Source organism: Chryseobacterium sp. HR92, assembly GCF_045689405.1.
Classification (GTDB): domain Bacteria; phylum Bacteroidota; class Bacteroidia; order Flavobacteriales; family Weeksellaceae; genus Chryseobacterium; species Chryseobacterium viscerum_A.
Genome location: NZ_CP139139.1, coordinates 3,424,170 through 3,442,422, shown reverse-complemented (window position 1 = coordinate 3,442,422; position 18,253 = coordinate 3,424,170). Strand labels below are relative to the sequence as shown.

At 36.1% G+C, this 18,253-nt stretch carries 21 protein-coding genes and 1 riboswitch; of the genes, 11 read left to right on the top strand and 10 right to left on the bottom strand.

What is annotated here, in order from left to right; translation table 11 throughout:
- Positions 1-57: 57 nt before the first annotated feature.
- On the top strand, positions 58-810 hold the full coding sequence (locus SFA27_RS15385; protein WP_407293279.1) for a polysaccharide deacetylase: 753 nt from the start codon (positions 58-60) through the stop codon (positions 808-810).
- Between the two features lie 192 nt (positions 811-1,002).
- On the opposite strand, the gene SFA27_RS15380 is transcribed toward SFA27_RS15385, so the two are convergent.
- On the bottom strand, positions 1,003-2,208 hold the full coding sequence (locus SFA27_RS15380; protein ID WP_407293276.1) for a metallophosphoesterase: 1,206 nt from the start codon (positions 2,206-2,208) through the stop codon (positions 1,003-1,005).
- Between the two features lie 70 nt (positions 2,209-2,278).
- Complete coding sequence (locus tag SFA27_RS15375; RefSeq protein ID WP_047376866.1) at positions 2,279-3,346, bottom strand: 3-oxoacyl-ACP synthase III family protein; 1,068 nt, start codon at positions 3,344-3,346, stop codon at positions 2,279-2,281.
- A gap of 101 nt (positions 3,347-3,447) precedes the next feature.
- Here SFA27_RS15375 and SFA27_RS15370 point away from each other — a divergent pair, with 101 nt between their 5' ends.
- From SFA27_RS15370 to SFA27_RS15335, 8 genes are all read left to right on the top strand, one after another.
- Positions 3,448-4,017: a hypothetical protein gene (locus tag SFA27_RS15370; RefSeq protein WP_047376865.1), complete on the top strand. Its 570-nt coding sequence runs from the start codon at positions 3,448-3,450 to the stop codon at positions 4,015-4,017.
- Between the two features lie 3 nt (positions 4,018-4,020).
- The gene (gene ubiE / locus SFA27_RS15365; protein WP_034695974.1) at positions 4,021-4,752 is read left to right on the top strand and encodes a bifunctional demethylmenaquinone methyltransferase/2-methoxy-6-polyprenyl-1,4-benzoquinol methylase UbiE; all 732 of its coding nucleotides are present in this window, start codon (positions 4,021-4,023) and stop codon (positions 4,750-4,752) included.
- Between the two features lie 3 nt (positions 4,753-4,755).
- Positions 4,756-5,538, top strand: coding sequence for a porin family protein (locus SFA27_RS15360; RefSeq protein ID WP_047376864.1), 783 nt, complete (start codon positions 4,756-4,758; stop codon positions 5,536-5,538).
- A gap of 139 nt (positions 5,539-5,677) precedes the next feature.
- Entirely contained in the window at positions 5,678-5,980 is a 303-nt protein-coding gene (locus SFA27_RS15355; protein WP_047376863.1) for a hypothetical protein, read from the top strand.
- Positions 5,980-6,267 carry a cell division protein ZapA gene (locus SFA27_RS15350; RefSeq protein ID WP_034695967.1) on the top strand — a complete coding sequence of 96 codons (288 nt, stop codon included), beginning with the start codon at positions 5,980-5,982 and terminating at the stop codon, positions 6,265-6,267. Before SFA27_RS15355 ends, SFA27_RS15350 begins: the two co-directional genes overlap by 1 nt.
- Before the next feature lie 234 nt (positions 6,268-6,501).
- Positions 6,502-8,067, top strand: a complete 1,566-nt coding sequence (gene rny / locus SFA27_RS15345) for a ribonuclease Y (RefSeq protein ID WP_047376862.1) — start codon at positions 6,502-6,504, stop codon at positions 8,065-8,067.
- A 73-nt stretch (positions 8,068-8,140) separates the two neighbouring features.
- Entirely contained in the window at positions 8,141-9,382 is a 1,242-nt protein-coding gene (locus SFA27_RS15340; RefSeq protein WP_407293272.1) for an MFS transporter, read from the top strand.
- Between the two features lie 169 nt (positions 9,383-9,551).
- Positions 9,552-9,740, top strand: a complete 189-nt coding sequence (locus SFA27_RS15335) for a hypothetical protein (protein ID WP_047376860.1) — start codon at positions 9,552-9,554, stop codon at positions 9,738-9,740.
- Between the two features lie 81 nt (positions 9,741-9,821).
- On the opposite strand, the gene SFA27_RS15330 is transcribed toward SFA27_RS15335, so the two are convergent.
- The 5 genes from SFA27_RS15330 to SFA27_RS15310 form a co-directional block, all read right to left on the bottom strand.
- The gene (locus SFA27_RS15330; RefSeq protein ID WP_156118397.1) at positions 9,822-10,757 is read right to left on the bottom strand and encodes a YeiH family protein; all 936 of its coding nucleotides are present in this window, start codon (positions 10,755-10,757) and stop codon (positions 9,822-9,824) included.
- A gap of 178 nt (positions 10,758-10,935) precedes the next feature.
- Positions 10,936-11,811, bottom strand: a complete 876-nt coding sequence (locus SFA27_RS15325) for a LysR family transcriptional regulator (protein WP_264518386.1) — start codon at positions 11,809-11,811, stop codon at positions 10,936-10,938.
- A 222-nt stretch (positions 11,812-12,033) separates the two neighbouring features.
- Complete coding sequence (locus SFA27_RS15320; protein WP_407293270.1) at positions 12,034-13,341, bottom strand: voltage-gated chloride channel family protein; 1,308 nt, start codon at positions 13,339-13,341, stop codon at positions 12,034-12,036.
- A gap of 31 nt (positions 13,342-13,372) precedes the next feature.
- Positions 13,373-13,440: riboswitch (Fluoride riboswitch) on the bottom strand.
- A gap of 112 nt (positions 13,441-13,552) precedes the next feature.
- Positions 13,553-14,389: a GLPGLI family protein gene (locus SFA27_RS15315; RefSeq protein ID WP_264518384.1), complete on the bottom strand. Its 837-nt coding sequence runs from the start codon at positions 14,387-14,389 to the stop codon at positions 13,553-13,555.
- A 192-nt stretch (positions 14,390-14,581) separates the two neighbouring features.
- Positions 14,582-15,049 (bottom strand): acyl-CoA thioesterase, encoded by a 468-nt coding sequence (locus SFA27_RS15310; protein WP_047376857.1) that lies wholly within the window; start codon positions 15,047-15,049, stop codon positions 14,582-14,584.
- A 121-nt stretch (positions 15,050-15,170) separates the two neighbouring features.
- On the opposite strand from SFA27_RS15310, the gene SFA27_RS15305 reads away from it, so the two are divergent.
- Together SFA27_RS15305 and SFA27_RS15300 are read left to right on the top strand one after the other, a co-directional pair.
- A complete protein-coding gene (locus tag SFA27_RS15305; protein ID WP_407293267.1) occupies positions 15,171-15,524 on the top strand; it encodes an arsenate reductase family protein in 354 nt (117 codons plus the stop codon).
- Positions 15,525-15,690: 166 nt separating this feature from the next.
- A complete protein-coding gene (locus tag SFA27_RS15300; RefSeq protein ID WP_407293266.1) occupies positions 15,691-15,879 on the top strand; it encodes a hypothetical protein in 189 nt (62 codons plus the stop codon).
- Positions 15,880-15,942: 63 nt separating this feature from the next.
- Here SFA27_RS15300 and gcvT read toward each other — a convergent pair whose 3' ends face one another.
- The 3 genes from gcvT to idi are packed head-to-tail and all read right to left on the bottom strand — an operon-like array spanning position 15,943 to position 18,011.
- Positions 15,943-17,019 carry a glycine cleavage system aminomethyltransferase GcvT gene (gene gcvT / locus SFA27_RS15295; protein WP_407293264.1) on the bottom strand — a complete coding sequence of 359 codons (1,077 nt, stop codon included), beginning with the start codon at positions 17,017-17,019 and terminating at the stop codon, positions 15,943-15,945.
- A 9-nt stretch (positions 17,020-17,028) separates the two neighbouring features.
- Complete coding sequence (locus SFA27_RS15290; protein ID WP_047376853.1) at positions 17,029-17,502, bottom strand: hypothetical protein; 474 nt, start codon at positions 17,500-17,502, stop codon at positions 17,029-17,031.
- Positions 17,502-18,011, bottom strand: a complete 510-nt coding sequence (gene idi, locus SFA27_RS15285; protein WP_047383422.1) for an isopentenyl-diphosphate Delta-isomerase — start codon at positions 18,009-18,011, stop codon at positions 17,502-17,504. Before idi ends, SFA27_RS15290 begins: the two co-directional genes overlap by 1 nt.
- Positions 18,012-18,253: the final 242 nt, after the last annotated feature.

The window sequence follows — 18,253 nt, the reverse complement described above, 5'->3', positions numbered from 1 at the left end:
ATTGTTTTAACGTCTGATTTTTAATATTTTATAGAATTTATATAAATTTTAATTTAAATGGTATTATTAACTTTTAACATCACTTGTATTGAAGCTGAAGTAAAAAATGGCTCTCAAATTACTGATGATGAACGATTGAAAATTATAGAAAATAATACCAGAGCAATTCTTAGGATTTTAGATATTCATGATATCAAATCAAGTTTTTTCGTAGAGGTTTCTCTTGTCGGAAAACTTCAAAATTTAATAAAAGCAATTTCATCCAAAGGGCATGAAATTGCTTTTTATAATAAAGACTCAAATCCTGAAGAAATTGAAAATGCCAAAAAGAATATTCAGGATCTGCTGGAAAAACAAATCAGGGGAATCCGTCAGAAAGATGTAAAAGTTTCTCAGGAAATTTTGAAGCTGATGGAATTTAATTATGTCTCGAACATTGATAATGCCAATATTCTTTTTCCTTTCAAAAGGCTTAAAAGAGATACAGAAATTACAGAAGAGGACGGGCTGAGTATTGTTCCTGAAAGCATCTCTCCTTACAGCCAATTGCCCTATAATGATTTTGTGTTTCAGATCCTGCCGATGAAGTATTATCAGAATATGGTTCTGGAAACATTGCAGAATGAGGAATTTGTTCTTATTTATCTGAACACATGGCAGTTTACAGACTTTAAGAAACACCGTTTTGATATTCCTTTTTACCGAAGCTTATTTTCGGGAAAAAAAATGGAGGACAAATTAGATGCCCTCCTTACTTTTCTTAATGACCGGGAAATGGCTACTTCCCGTATGAAAGATTATATTTTTTAGGTGGTAGGTTGCAGGGATTAGGGAGAATTCAAGGTTCAAAGTTTAAGGTTCAAAGTTTAAAGTTTAAGGTTGTGTGTAGCCAGCAACAAAAAATTAGTAACAAAAAGAAACCAACAACTTAAAACCCAAAACAAAATTAACTCGCAACCAAACAACCAGCAACTAATAACTAGCATCCCGAACCCCGCACTTCTAGCTCAGTTCAAAAAGTGTAATCTCCGGCAATACACCCACTCTTCCCGGATATCCCAATACGCCAAATCCTCTGTTTACATATAATAGTTTCCCTTCGCTTTCATATAAATCGGCCCATTTTGGGTATCGGTATTGAACCGGTGACCATTTTACATTTTTAAGATCTAATCCAAACTGCATCCCATGCGTATGTCCTGAAAGGGTCAGGTGGATGTTTGCAGGGTGCTTTTTTACCACATAATCAAAGTGGGTGGGGTCATGGCTCATTAAGATCTTTGTGACGGATTCCGGTACTCCTTGTAAGGCATCGTCTATTTTTCCGAATTGAGGGAATGGTTTTAATCCCCAGTTCTCAACGCCAAGAATATATAACTTTTCTCCGTTTCTTTCGATAACTCTGTGTTCGTTTCTCAGCATATCAAAACCAGCCTGTTTTTCATAACCGATCAAAGTATCAAGATTTTCTTTTTTAGCTGCTGGTGATGCCCAGGTTACGTAATCTCCGTAATCGTGGTTTCCTAATACCGCAAACTTGCCATCTTTAGCCTGGATTTTTGAAAATAAAGGAATGAAAGGTTTGAACTCATCAGCAACGTTGTTCACCATATCTCCGGTAAATAATACCAGATCAGGTTTCTGCTCGTTGATCAGGTCAATCGCATGCTGCAATTTACCAGGATCGGAGAAACTTCCGCTGTGAACATCTGAAATCTGAATGATTTTGTATCCTTTGAAACTTTTCGGAAGATTGTTGAATTTTACTCTTACCCTTCTTACGGTGTGACGGTATTTGCCAAAAGTAATCCCATCTATGAAAAGAGCGGAAAGAACACCTCCCATTCCCAGGCCTACAATACTCAGGAATTTCCTTCTTTCCGGGAAGAAATTTTCCGTAGACTGGGTAAAGCCGATCAGGTATCCTCCGGTTCTGATGATATCATCAATTAATAGAAACAGAACTACGAAGATTTTAGGAAGGATGAATATCAAAAATAAAGAGATCATGATCTGAGCTCTTACCGTACTTCTGTCTGATTTTTGGAAGTGAGTGACTTCGTAAGCGAAAATTCCATACACGGCTAGAGAGAGTACCCAATATCCGATTCTTATCCATGAATTATCAGTGAGTGTTCTGATAGCCTGATAAATATAAACTTCCAAAAACAGGAAGATTCCCGCAATGATTAAAAAATTCTTTTGCATGTTCTGATCAAAAAAGCACAAAGAATAACTTCCCTGTGCTTTTATATTTTTTTATTTATTAAATATTTATTTAAGGAAATCTGTAAACGATAGCATTAATGTTCATTCCGGCACCTACCGAAGTCATCACAACGTTACCTTTTTCTTTAAACGATTGACCTGCCATTTTTCCTTTAATTATTAAATCATACATGGTAGGAATTGTTGCTACAGAAGTATTTCCTAGATCCTGAATTGTCATAGGAGAGATCGCATGATCGTATTCTTTCACATCATAAAGCCTGTGAAGTCTTTCAATCATAGCGTAATCCATTTTAGCATTAGCCTGGTGAATTAAGATTTTGTCTATATCTTCAATAGAAAGGCCTGCATCTGTAATGGTGTCCTTGATGGCATCCGGTACATTTTTAAGAGCGTATTCGTAAATTTTTCTTCCTAACATTCTTACATAAAGGCGCTTTTGGTCTACTTCTTTATTGATGGAAGGTTGATTTTCAAGGTAGTTTAATTCCGGTCCGTTGTCACAAATTGTGTTGTGGGCAATAATTCCTACATTCTCTTCGTCTGTTGCCTTTACAACTACTGCTCCGGCACCGTCAGCAAAGATCATTCTGTTTCTGTCATGCGGGTCTGTTACTCTGCTTAAAGTTTCAGCGCCTATGACAAGAATGGTTTTGGCAACCTTAGCTTTAATTAAATTATCAGACAAAATCATAGCTTCTACCCACCCAGGACATCCGAAAACCATATCATACGTTACGCATTTTCTGTTTTTGATCCCAAGCTTATTCTTTACTCTAGCTGCCATTGTAGGCATAAAATCAGCATATCCGTTTTCAGTAACTTCTCCGAAATTGCTTGCATAGATGATATAATCCAATTCCTCACCGTCTACTTTTGCATCCTCAAGGGCAATTTTTGCAGCTTCATAACCGATTTGTGAGTTGGAAAGATCATCCTCAATGAATCTCCTGTTTTCGATTTCTGTAATCTCTACAAATTTCGCAATGGTCTCTTCCACAGGCTTTTCAATCTTTACTCCGTCTTCAGTATAGAACTCGGAATTCATGAAGTAATCTCTACCAATAACTCTGTTCGGAATATAAGATCCAGAGCCAATAATGATCGTATTCGGCATTCGTTTATATGATTTTTTTAAAGATGCAAAGTTAATAATTAATATTAATAACGGAGAATTAAAAATATTATTAAATTTGCAAAAATTGTACTTTACAATCTATGAAAAACAACTCGTCCTTAAAAGGCTTACTTATTGCAGCTGTGGCGTTTATCGTTGCCTTTGGGATCTACTTCCTTTTTTTAGCCAAGAAGAATTATTATGTTGTAGATAATCCTACCCCGAATACGTATTACTTTAAGATCAATAACGGATCTGAAGGAATCATCTCTGCCGGGCAGTATGTGCATGTGGATTTGAATAAAGGGAAAAACTCTATTCAGGTTTTTGATCAGAACAAAAAGATGCTGTATGATTCAGCATTTGAGGTGAATAAACTTCGTGGTCTGATTAATATTACACACCAGGATTACTATGTAAATGATCAGTACTACGGATACAATCTTAAGAAAGATTCGTTGCTGGCGAACCTTGATAAAACCGTTATTGACGGAAAGGATTATTACGGAGGAGCGAAGCGCTTCAATAAGCTTTACACAGAAGATTTTTATTACAATGTGGATGAAGATTATGACAAAGTGATTAAGAATATCCAGAAAGTGGAATCACGATCTAAAATCTTCAGAAAGCAGGATTACCTAAATTATTATAAAGAATATTACAAGTTTTAAGTTTTGACAAAAGATATCACCAAAGTTACTCCCTACAATTCAGAGGCTACAAAAAAAAGCCAAGTAGAGGATATGTTCGACAATATTGCACCGAAGTACGACCTTCTGAACCGTGTTTTATCCATGAAAATTGACATTCTGTGGAGAAATAAACTGGTAAAATGGATGAAAAATGATAATCCGCAGGAAGTGCTGGATGTGGCTACAGGAACGGGAGATCTGGCAATAACCATTGAAAAAGGAACCGGTTCTAAAGTAGTTGGATTAGATTTATCACAACAAATGCTGAATGTTGGCGTTATTAAAATAAAAAAACTTAAATTAGACGGCAAAATTTCCATGCAAAAAGGGGATGCAGAAAATTTACCTTTCGAGGACAATAGATTTGATGCTGTTTCCGTTGCATTTGGAGTAAGGAATTTTGAGAATCTTACCAAAGGTTTAGCAGAGTTAAGAAGAGTAGTTAAAGATAACAAAAGTGTTTATATACTGGAGTTTTCAAAGGTTGAGGGTTTCATGGGGCCATTTTATATGTTTTATTTCAAAAATATATTGCCTGCCATTGGCAGATTGGTTTCTAAGGATAATAGGGCGTATACATACCTTCCGGATTCTGTAAATGCTTTTCCTTTCGGGGAGAAGATGAAGCAAATTCTTTTAGATACGGGATTTAAGAAAGTAGAATATAAAAAATTAAGTTTAGGTATAGCCACAATTTATAAAGCAACAAAGTAACCTATGAATAAATTTCTATTAAAAGCACTGGTTTTAACCTCAGTAAATGTTGCCGTTTTTGCAAACGCGCAATTCAGAACCCGAAACAGAATGGATAAGTTGGAAGATTTCGACGAACAGAAATTCAGTTGGGGGTTTTATTTGAACGGGAACAGACTGGATTACCGCATTGTTTTGCATCCAAAGTACGGGATGAATGATAATGAAAACCTTGTTACATCCAAGGAAAGTTATAGTTTCGGTGCCGGGCTTATTGCAAAATGGAGACTGAATGATTATCTTGATGTAAGGGTAGAACCAGGTTTACAGTTTGCTCAAAGACAGTTGACTTTTAATACTCAATCCAATGACATTTATGCAGGTGGTTCCTTAACCAATCCTCCTTTTATGCCATTCCCTTTACAGGAAAAGGATAAAGTAAGAGAAATTAAATCTACACTAATTGACATTCCAGTAATGTTGGAACTTCACGGACAAAGATGGTACAATTCAAGACCTTACGTTGCGGCGGGGGTAAACTATGTTGTTAACCTTCAGTCTAACTCAACTTCCACAGATGATAACATGCAGGGGATCTACAGATCAACTACCCATAACTTTGCATGGTCTGCAGAAATGGGAATTCAGTTTTATTTCAACAAATTTAAACTGACTCCTGCCATCCGAGGAACATTCTTCATGAACAATGAGAAAGTGGCAGATAATGCTACTACACCTCCTTACTGGGCATCTGCTATTTCTACATTACAGACAAGAGCCGTAATGTTTGTTCTGAAATTTGAATAAAAAATATCTCATTGAAAAATAGACCGGAGGTGCATTAGCACCTCCTTTTTTGTTGTTATATCAAAATATAGAGTGTTTTATTTTTGTTAGTGTTATTATTTTTTTATTTTTGCTTTTAGTTAGAATATACAAACCTGAAATGCTTCAAGATTTAGAAAACAATTTTTCAGAATTAGAGAGAAAGATTTCGACTCTGCAAAAGAACTATAAAAATCTTACGGAAAATTTAAAAGAATTAAATATTGAGCATGAAGAGTTGAAGAAGAAATATGATGAGGAAAGAAGAAAAAATCAGGTATTAGCAGAAGAACAAAAAAATATAAAACTTTATTCAGCAATATCAGGAAATCCTGAACACAATAGATTAATGAAAAACCATATCAACAGATTGGTGAAAGAAATTGATTTCTGTATTGCTCAGCTTCAAAACAGTGGATTATAATGGAGGTAAGGAGAATAACCGTCAACATTGCAGGAAGAGTGTATCCGCTGAACGTACCGGCAGCAGAGGAAGAAACTTTGCGTAAAGTAGGGAAGCAGATCGAGAATATGATTAAAGATTTTGAACAGAACTTCGATGTAAGAGATAAACAGGATGCTTTAGCTATGTGTGCCCTGAAACTGGGAACCAATGCAGAAGTAGTTTCTCTGAACTACGAAAAAAATATTAATTCTACCAACGAAAGGTTAACGCAGATTAATCAGTCGTTGAATGAAATCGGGAAATAGATTTTTTTTCCTGAAAAATTACTGCCTACAATAATTCTAACACATTAAAGGTAAACTCAACGCTAAACAATTACCGAACAAATGTCCATCGAATGGCGTGCCGGATTTCCGGATTACAGACAGTGGAAATCAGTTCAAATCGTGTTGATTAGGAGTTTACTCTCAATCTCTGGATTATTGTGGGCTTTTTTTATTTAACAAGGATATGAATACAATTAAAACTCAATATAAATTATGATAGAAGTTATAGTCGGTGTTGTTTGTTTAGTAATCGGGGCTGTAGTGGGAATGTTTTTCTCAAAAAGCTCTCTGAATACTAAGGCAAAATTCATCATAGATGATGCTAAGAAAAACGCCGAAAACCTTATAGAAAAAGCTAATGTACAAGCTGAATCCATAAAGAAAGAAAAGAACCTTCAGGCAAAAGAAAAATTCCTGGAACTGAAATCTCAGCATGATGCAGACATTCAGTCCCGCGAAAAGAAAATGCAGGAAGTTGAAAAGAGAACGAAAGACAAGGAGCATAAGCTGAATGATGAACTTAGCAAGACTGGGAAACTTGAAAAAGATCTGGACAAGCAGATTGCAGACTATGCTAAGAAGACCGAAATCCTTGAAAGAAAACAGCAGGAATTAGATACAGCTAACGCTAAGAAAGTAGAAATACTTGAAAAAATCTCTAATTATACAGCTGATGAAGCTAAAGCAGAATTGGTAGAAACCATGAGAGCAGAAGCAAAAACAAGAGCACAGGCACACGTTCAGAGCATCATGGAAGAAGCTCAGATGAATGCCAAAAACGAAGCGAGAAAAATCGTTATCCAAACGATTCAGAGAATCGGAACTGAACAGGCCATCGAAAACTCAGTATCAGTTTTCAATATCGAGTCTGATGAAGTAAAAGGTAGAATTATCGGTAGAGAAGGTAGAAATATCCGTGCTTTAGAAGCCGTAACAGGAGTAGAAATTATTGTTGATGATACTCCGGAAGCAATTCTTCTTTCATGTTTTGATCCTGTAAGAAGGGAGATTGCAAGACTATCCCTTCACAGATTGGTTACCGATGGTAGAATTCACCCGGCAAGAATCGAAGAAGTAGTTGAAAAAACTAGAAAACAAATTGAGGAGGAAATCATTGAAGTAGGTAAGAGAACTATCATTGATTTAGGAATTCACGGATTACACCCTGAATTAATCAAAATCGTTGGTAGAATGAAATACCGTTCTTCTTACGGACAAAACTTACTACAGCACTCAAGAGAAGTAGCAAACATTGCTGCAACTATGGCTGCTGAGTTAGGATTAAACGTAAAATTAGCAAAAAGAGCAGGTCTTTTACATGATATCGGTAAAGTTCCTGAGCAGGAATCAGAATTACCACACGCGCTTTTAGGAATGCAGTGGGCTGAGAAATACGGTGAAAACCCTGAAGTAGTAAACGCTATCGGAGCTCACCACGACGAAATTGAAATGAAATCGTTATTATCTCCGATCATCCAGGTTGCCGATGCAATCTCAGGAGCAAGACCGGGAGCAAGAAGACAAGTATTGGAATCTTATATCCAGAGATTGAAAGATCTTGAATCTGCTGCACTAAGCTTTGATGGAGTATCCAGTGCTTATGCAATTCAGGCTGGTAGAGAGCTAAGAGTAATGGTAGAGAGCGGAAAAGTGAACGATGAAGTAGCTTCTCAGCTTTCTTACGATATTTCTGAGAAGATTCAGAATGAGCTGACTTATCCGGGACAGGTAAAAGTAACAGTAATCAGAGAAACGAGAGCTGTGAATATTGCCAGATAATAATCAGAAAAAGATATTTGATAAAAACCTTTCAAGAAATTGAAAGGTTTTTTATTTTTATCAAAACTTAAAAATGCAAGAACTGTCCATGTCTTCAAAACTGAAGTACATTTTCTCAATTCCCGTTATTATTTCTGCTTTAGGCTATTTTGTAGATATTTATGATCTCCTTTTATTCGGAATCGTTAGAATACCAAGTTTAAAAGCTCTGGGACTTAATCCGGATGCTGACGGAACCTTTATTCTGAATTGTCAGATGGTGGGACTTCTCATCGGAGGTGTTTTCTGGGGAATTTTCGGAGATAAAAAAGGAAGGCTTTCCGTACTCTTCGGATCTATTTTAGTGTATTCCTTAGCTAATATCGCTTGTGGTTTCCTTCCTTATTTTCCAAAAGAACATTTATTATACCAATATGCCGGTTTGAGGTTCATTGCAGGTATAGGTCTGGCCGGAGAGCTTGGAGCGGGAATTACGCTGGTTTCTGAAAGCCTGCCGAAGAGTTTAAGAGCAATCGGGACCTCGGTTGTTGCCGGTTTTGGATTAATGGGAGCTGTAGTGGCTCAGCTTACAGTAGAACTGGCTGGTGGCTGGAATATTTCTTATATTATCGGTGGGATTATGGGAATTATGTTATTGATACTGAGAATAAGTGTATCCGAATCCGGAATTTATAAGAATATTGAGCACAAAAACGTTTCAAAAGGAAATTTTCTATCCTTTTTTACCAATAAAAACAGATTGACAAGGTATTTAAAATGCATTGCTGTAGGATTGCCTACATGGTATTGTATAGGGATTCTGGCTGTTTTAGCCAATCAGTTTGCTCCTGAATTAGGAATTAAAGAGATCAACCCCGGAAAAGCAATTATGTGGGCGTATGTAGGGATTTCTGTCGGTGATTTATTAAGTGGATTTATTTCCCATGCTTTAAAATCCCGTAAAATGGCTATCTTCTATATGCTGATCTTTACCCTGATCGGAGTGGCGATTATGCTTTTTGGCAATACCAATACAGAAACAAAATACTATTTGTTTTGTGTATGGCTTGGCTTCGGGACAGGATATTGGGCTATGTTTGTGACACTGGCAGCAGAACAGTTCGGAACCAATATCAGAAATACAGCAACGACAACCGTTCCCAATATGGTAAGAGGATTGGTGCCGGTTATGATTTTTGCTTTTGACTCCCTTAAAGGTCATTTTCCAGTTATAGAAAGCGCAGCCATAGTGGGAGTGGTGGTATTTGGACTTGCATTTTATTCCTCGCTTACCATTTCGGAAACCCACGACAGAGACCTGGAATTTACGGAATAATTTAAACTGTTTAAATAATAGGGCTGTGCTATTCCTTATTTTGAATATAATAATCACATTATAATCAATAAATTATTAATTTTTGCATTAATTTTTATTGCGTGTAATTAATATTTGTTTAACTTTGGAAGGTAACTAAAAACTATATTGTTTAATCAAACTAAATCTCATGAACATTATGAAAAATGCTAAAAAATTAAGAAAGCAAGACCTTAAAAACATCGCTGGAGGAATAAGTGGAAACCCTGATTTATCTCTTTGCGGATGCAGCTGCTCAGGAGCAGTAACAGGACCATGGTATTGCGTACAGTATATAGGTTGTCCACAGGTGTATACTTGTGGTGAAGCCGCAATCTAAAGAAAATTATTTCAATACGAAATAAACATTTCCACATTTAATATGCAGAACCCTTTTGGTATCAAAAGGGTTCTGCTCATTTTAATGAATAATGTAAAGAAGGCTGCCAATACTTATAGTAATCCAAAGGAGCACAGCGGTTAGTAAAGGTTTTAATCCTATTGATTTCAGGGTTTGAAGAGAAAGAGTAGAGCCAATGAAAAACAGGGTCAGATTCAGTCCGGATTTTGCTAAAACAGTTATTGAAGTACTGAAGCGGTCAAGAAACGGGAAATACGTATTCAGAAGAATGGCTATGATGAAATAACCAATAAACCACGGTATTTTTATTTTGGAATCTTTACTTTTAAAAATGAACATCGTAATCAATGAAACCGGAATGATCCATAGGGCACGGGCCAGTTTTACAGTCGTGGCAATTTTCAAAGCCTCATCTCCATATTTACTGGCGGCACCCACCACAGAACTTGTATCATGAATTCCCACTGCACACCAAAGTCCAAACTGTTCCTGTGAAAGATTCAGCAAATGCCCTATGGCAGGGTATACAAACAATGCAATAGAATTTAATGTAAAAACAATAGCCAGTGCAAGTGAAATCTGTTTCGTGCTCGGTTTGATAATAGGAGACACTGCAGCAATGGCACTCCCTCCACAAATAGCTGTTCCTGCAGAAAGAAGATAAGATAAAGGTCTTTCCAGTTTAAATACTTTTCCCAGGAAATATCCCAATACCATTACTGTAACAATACTTACCACCGTTAACATCAATCCTGTTTTTCCGGCATGAAGAGCTTCATCCAATTTTAACCCGAATCCCAGACCGACAATTGAAATCTGCAGTAGCAAATGAATATAGTGATGAAGGTGTTTCTCAAATGGATTTCCTATAAAAACAGCCAGGGCAAATCCCAATGCCAGAGCAATTGGTGAAGATATAAGCGGAGTAAGACAGAGAACGGCCAATACAATAAAAAATACTTTCCGGGTCATTTCATTTTGGATGAAATCTTTCATAATGCGAACTTTTAAAATCTGCATCAAAATTCCGGAAAATAGTATTACAAAGTAAATTGTATTTTGTTATATTGGATAACTAAAAGTTATAATTAAATGTAAAATGTAATTTGGATAATCAACCACAGCAGTCAGATCATTAATACTCTTTACATTAATACTTTGTACATCAAATCTCCTACTCTGCAAATCTCAAAAAAAGCTGAATCAGTTCAGATTGTTCTCCTTTAGGCAGAATAAAATGAAAATCTCTTTCAATGCTGAAGCTTTTAATGTCAATGACAGCAAGTACATTGTTTTTAAGTTCATTCAGGATGGTGCTGATGGATAGGAATGCCATACAATCTGAGTGAAGAAGATAGTTTTTGATACTTTCACTGCTTCCCAGCTGCATGACGGTATTCAATTCATGAATGTTGATTTCTTTCTCTCTAAGTCTGTTTTGTATAAACTCAAGAGTTCCGGAACCCTGTTCTCTGAAAATCAAATCCAAATGATAGAGATCTTTTAAGTTTAAAGTTTTATGAGCAAGAGGATGATCTGATTTTGCTGCCAAAACAATTTCATCAGGCTTAAAAGTCCTGTATTCAAAATAAGAAGACTGTGATTCTCCTTCAATGATACCCAGATCTATTTTTTCTTCTTTTAAAAGAGTTGAGATCGTTTCCGTATTTCCAGTAAGAAGCTCAATTTTAATATCTTTATAATAAGAATTGAATTTAGCTAAAATTTCAGGTAAAATATACTGTGCAACGGTTGTACTGGCTCCGATAATCAGTTTTCCTTTATGCTGCTGATTGATCTGGCTGATCTCAAATTCGATGTCACGATAGATACCTCTAATCTTTTCTGCATGTTCATACAGAATTTTTCCACTCTGAGTCAGCTGAATAGAAGTTCCTTTACGGTCAAATAGCTTGGCGCCTATCTGAGTTTCAATTTCTTTAATATGTTTGGTAACAGCGGGTTGTGAAATATGAAGCTCTTCTGAAGCTTTAGTGAAACTTAACCGGGAAGCCACTGTATGGAAAACTTTTAATCTGTAATCGAACATGCGGTAAAATTACGAATTATAGTTGGAAATGGAGAAAGGTTGTTGGTGGGTTTGAGAGTGGGAGGGTTTGAGGGTGATGGGATTTGAGGTTCTGGGTTCGTGGGTTGGGATACGAGTTGGTAGTTGTTTGTTTATTTATTTTTTGCTGGATGCTGTTTTTTTTTGTTGCTGGTTACTCAGAACCTTAAACTTTATATCTCGAATCCCGCAACTCGCAACACCTCATAAAAAATCCGAAACAGACTTATCCTGCTGGCTTTCAAATCTTCTGTTTTTTGCTTCTCCGATTTTCTGTTTGGAGTAAATGCTGTTGTGCCCTGAAAGAAGATAAGATACTACGCAGGCAATGGCTACATATACGCCGCATTCTGCTCCAAATAATTCAATTCCCATCAGCATGCAGGCTAAAGGAGTATTGGTGGCTCCGGCAAATACGGCTACAAATCCCATTCCTGCTAATAATCCGAACGGCAAAGGAATAAAGAGAGACAAAGCGCTGCCTAATGTAGCTCCGATAAAGAATAAGGGAGTGACTTCTCCACCTTTGAATCCAGCTGAAAGTGTAACAATCGTAAAAATCATTTTTAAAGCAAAATCATACAAAGGAAGCTGCTTCTCAAAAGATTCTACAATCACGGGAATTCCCAATCCGATATATCGGGTCGTCCCCATCGCAAAAACAGCTAAGGCAATGATAACTCCACCTGCTACAGGACGAAGCGGAGGATATGTAATTTTTGATTTGAAAACGGAACCCATCCAGTGGATAGTTTTACTGAAAGCTGCGGCACAGATTCCGAAGACGATTCCTGCCAGAATGCTGTAGAGAATTGGTAAAAACTCAAGTTTTGGGATGAAATCAATATGATAATGGGTATGTTTTACATTCCATAGATTGGTAGCCCAGTCCGCCAGAATTGCAGAAGCAAATGCAGGAAAAATGGCATTATAACGAATTCTTCCGATAAGAAAGACCTCAAGACCAAATACTGCTCCTGCCAGTGGAGTCCCAAAAACAGAACCAAATCCGGCAGCAATAGCAGCGATGATTAATATTTTTCTTTCATTTCTGTCAAGCTTAAAAGGTTTTGTAAACTGATCAGCAATAGCACCTGCCATTTGAAGAGCTGTTCCTTCACGGCCTGCTGAACCTCCGAAGAAATGGGTTACCATCGTTCCGAGATAAACAAAAGGTGCCATTTTAAACGGAATAATTCCTTTGGGTTCATGAATGGTATCAATCAACAGGTTGTTTCCTGCTTCAATATCTTTTCCGAAATAATAGTAGATAAGTCCTATCAGGAATCCAGCTGCCGGAAGCAGTGCGATCAGCCAGAGATGATTTTCCCTGAAATTCGTTGCCCATTCCAATGATTGCAAAAATCCTGCTGAAGCGCTTCCTACCAAAGCACCAACAATAATACTGATGAGCAGCCATTTGAAAATATAAAGCAGAGCCGGAAATTTTCTGAAGAAAAAATGAGTGTGAAAAACTGCTTTTTTACCAAGTGTTCTTTGACTTTTTGACATAATAATCCTGATTAGTTATTTGTTAATAATCTTTTAATCAGGCGTCATCAGCTTTTGTAAAGCGGTTGGGTAAGGAAGAACACCATTTCCTTTGATACTGCAAATATAAAAAGAATTTGTTTTCAAAAAGAAAAATAAATACAAATCTAATATTGAACTTTAATTTGTTTTGTGCTGTTTAGGAAATATCTGTGGCTTTTGTGTTGAAATTTTATTCTTTATAATGAACCGCCTTATCAATCTCTAGTGGATTATTGTATTTTCTTATCACTTCCTGCATGTTTTTGGTTTGGGTGTTCAGCTCATCCACGGTGTGAATTTCTTTTCCATTGATATTAATTTTAAGATCATTGTTAGCTTTGTTGAAATTGTTTCTTTCAAAAGCAAATGGATCATTATAAAACTCCATGATCAGTTTATACTTCTGCTTTTCATTGATAGAAATAGCTTTATTTCCGAAATTGGATTCAAGAAAATCATCTGTAGGGTAAACTTGTGTTAGTTCCTGACTTTTGATAAGGTGATAAATGAAATTTTTCTTTGTGTCAGACAGTTCAAAGATTAAACCTGGTAATCCGCGGAATTTAAAAGGTCCTTCATTAAAAGGAATATCTTTACAGAACCATGCGGTCCAGTTTCTTCCTCCGAATCGGGTAGTTGCCTTTTGTAAAGTGTAATTTTCTACTTTTTTGGTTTCATTGGAAATGGTCCAGTTTACTTTATCTGTGGTTTTGAAAGAATAATATCCGTTTTTGATATTGATGAAATTTTCGTTATCAAAAGAATTGATTTTTCTTTTCACTACCTGCCCTGACATGTCGGTATGGCTGTTATTCGTCCCGAATTTTTTATTTAAAGAATCTGTTGTGATCAGATTTCTTCCGTAAAACTTAACCTCTTTTGGGGTAATATCCAGAATCATATTCAGTTTTTCATAAGTGGTTTCTGTAGAATCCATCTTATATTGCAGTTCATAAATAAACCGATGCGTCTGAGCCTGGACCAAAGCTAAAATAAGCAATGCCATTAAGGTGGAAATACGTTTCATATAATGTGGTTGGTTGTTTTTTTGTGCTGGTTGCTGGTTGTTCTTTGTTGCTAGTTTTTGTGTTTTGTGGTTCGAGTTACGAGTTATATTCGTTGCGGGTTATGAGTTTCGAGTTGCAAGTTATATACCCACAACATTAAACCCTCAAACCCTCAAATACTCCCACTCTCAAACTCCCGAACCTCGCATCCCTTACAAAAAAGGTTTCATCTCATCCTCAATCTGCGTTCTCAGTTCCATCAGGCGTCTTGCATACATTTCCAGTTGCTTTTCTTCGTTTGTTTCTGGTGTCCACTTGGGTACAGGCAGTTTTTTGCCATTTTCATCTACGGCAACAAAAACGATGATACAGTGAGTTTTTTTCTCAAAATTTGGCTGTTTCAGGTTTCTTGAAAAGACATTGATGGCGATATGCATGCTTGAAGTTCCGGTATAAATTACCTGAGCATCTACTTTTACTACTTCCCCGATTTTGATGGGGTCATAAAAACGGATTCCGCCTACATAAACGGTGACAGAGTAATTGCCACTCCAGGTAGTCGCACATGCATAACCGGCCTGGTCAATCCATTTCATAACACTTCCTCCATGTACATTTCCTCCGTAATTAACATCTGAAGGTTCCGAAATAAACTGAAAAGTAATAGGCTTGTTCTGCATCTTTATAAAATTTGAATAAAGTTATTTAATAATTTCCAAAGTTTTAGATTAAATCCTACTTTTGAAAGACGAAACTTTCAATGAAAGGGAATTTTAACAAATAACAGATTTAGAAATAGTAATGAAGAAAGTATTTTATCTCAACACCTGTGATACCTGTAGAAAAATTTTAGCCCAATTTGATCTTACAGACTGGGAACTTCGCGAAATCAAAAAAGAGCCGATTACCAAAGAAGAGCTGGCTGAAATGCATAAAAAAACAAAATCATACGAAGCGTTGTTCAGTAAAAAATCTACTCAGATTAAATTGAGAGGATTGGATGTAAAATCCTTAACAGAAAAAGATTTTAAAGAATTACTACTGGATCATTATACTTTCCTGAAAAGACCTGTCTTTATTACAGATAAGGAGATCTTCGTAGGAAATGATAAGAAAAACGTTGAAGAACTGCAGAAGTTCTTTGGAGTAAATTAACTCGTAAGATTTTAAATAGTTAATCTGTCCTGCTCAGTAATGATACTCCTCATTATTGAGCAGGACATTTTTTATTCTAATTGAAGTGTTATTAATTCGTAAGTGATTGATTATTATTTAGTTTTTGGTTTTAATTTTTATATTTGTAATCACCAAAATTTACAATATGAAAACAAACTTTTCAAAAACAAAGAATCTGAAAAGATCAGCCTTAAAGGAAATTAACGGTGGATTAATACCTCCTCTTGCCAACTGCTTTACTTTATGCGGACCCGCAGGTGGAGTGATTTCCAATACACCGGGAGTAGGCGATGCCTGTAGTCCCGATAGAAAAGTCTGCTGTATCTGTAATTAAATGTAAAAAAGAGGCTGTAATTTTATTTACAGCCTCTCTTATTAATAATATCTTATTGAACAATTATACAAAAGGAGCTTTTACCACTTTTGCAGGAATGTTCTTGTTTCTTACCTGAATAAAGATTTCAGATCCTAATTTGAAATGAGGCTTGTCTACATAAGCAAGACCTAAACCAATCTTTTTCATTGGAGACTGTGTTCCCGAAGTTACTTTTCCAATCACATTTCCTTCAGCATCTACTACAGGATAATCATGTCTTGGAACCCCTTTGTCAGTAAGCTCAAAACCAACTAATTTTCTTGTAACCCCTTCTTCTTTCTGTTTTGCGAAAGTATCTTTAGAAACGAAGTCTTTATCAAACTTAGTAATCCATCCTAAACCAGCTTCAATAGGAGAAGTAGTATCATCAATATCATTTCCGTAAAGACAGAATCCTTTTTCTAATCTTAAAGTGTCTCTGGCAGCTAATCCACAAGGAATGATTCCTTCTTCTTTACCGGCATCCATTACTGCATCCCAAAGTTTTTCAGCACTTTCGTTATTGAAATAAATCTCAAAACCACCGCTTCCTGTGTATCCGGTGTTTGAAATAATCACATTATTTTCTCCTGCAACACTTCCCACTGTGAAATGGTAGTAAGGAATTTCTGAAAGATTTACCTCTGTAAGCTTTTGAAGGATTTCAGTAGCTTTAGGCCCCTGAATTGCCAATAATGACATCTCATCAGAAGCATTGGTCATTTTAGCTCCGAAAGTATTGTATTTTGAAATATGATTCCAGTCTTTGTCAATGTTGGATGCATTTACAACCACGAAATATTTGTCATCTTCCATTTTGTAAACGATAAGGTCATCTACAATTCCTCCGTTTTCGTTCGGAAGGCAAGAGTACTGAGCTTTTCCGTTTTCAAGTGCATCTACATTATTGGTAGTTACAAACTGTAAAAGGTCTTTTGAACCTGGCCCTTCGATGAAAAACTGTCCCATGTGGGAAACATCAAATAATCCTGCTTTTTCTCTTACGGCAAAGTGCTCTTCTGTAACCCCTGAATATTGAACAGGCATTTCAAAACCTGCGAAAGGTACGATCTTAGCTCCCAAAGAAACATGTTTGTTGTACAAGGCTGTTTTCTTCATATTTAATTCTTATTTCTTTATTTTAAAACTGTTAAAAGTCTCATTAAATTGGGTCATGTAGTTTCCGTTCCAGAATTTCTGGCCACAGTTGATGGAAACCAAATATAAATTTTTGTCTTTTTGAAAAACTTTGGTGATCCAGAACAGCTTCTCTTTTTCATCAAAGTGTTCATAGAGATATTCTGTATATCCTTTTTGGCTTCTTTTATCTTTTACTTTGGACTCTTGGTCTTGTGAATGATAAAGTGCCAGGATGAATTTTTTAACTTCATCTTTTGAAAGTGCTAAATCATGGTACTCAGAAATCGTAATAGCACCGATCTGGCTGGTAGGAAAAATATTGATGATCTCACTGTCATTCGTAGATCTCCAGCCATCAGGAACCTGAATAGAGTAGTTGGAATTTTCATATACTTTTGCTTTTTGGGCAAAAAACAGACTTCCTGTTACAATTGCAGAAAACAACAATATTCTTTTCATCATTAAAAATGGTGTTTATATTCTTCGAGGATGATTTTGAACCATTCTGTAAAGTTTTCAGGATGTTCTGAGATTTCTTTATCCAGATTTTCCGGGGAAATGAACCTTACATCTTCCACTTCTTCTTTATTTAGATTGAAATCAGCTTCATGATTTCCCACAAATACATGATCCAGTTCGTGCTCCCAAAGGCCGCCACCTACATCTGCTTTATAAATAAAATTGAATTTTTCCGAAAGTTCTGCCTCAATTCCGAGTTCTTCCTTTAACCTGCGTATTGCTCCTTCCTTATAAGTTTCCCCATGTCTGGGGTGAGAACACACTGCATTGGTCCATTGATTGGGAGAATGGTATTTTCCTGAAGCTCTTTTCTGAAGAAGCATCTCTCCTTTACTGTTGAACAGAAATACAGAAAAAGCACGGTGTAGCAGGCCATTGATGTGAGCCTGCTGTTTTTCCATCAGCCCTAAAACTTCATCTTCAGGATTTACTAAAACTACAAATTCTTCCATTCCTACAAATGTAAGAGTAATAAATGTATTTTGGAAATTTTTAGATAAACATCATGCTTTTTGTAATAATGTTGAGAAGGCCGTGAATGTTGATCAGTAAATCTGCAAATTCACTTTGTCTTTTTTGTAGATTCTTATTATAATACTCATAAAAAGAAATATCAAAACGAAAAATTTTAACTATTTGTAATGAAATGACTAATAAAATATTAATAATATTCATTAAATAATAGTTTTTATGG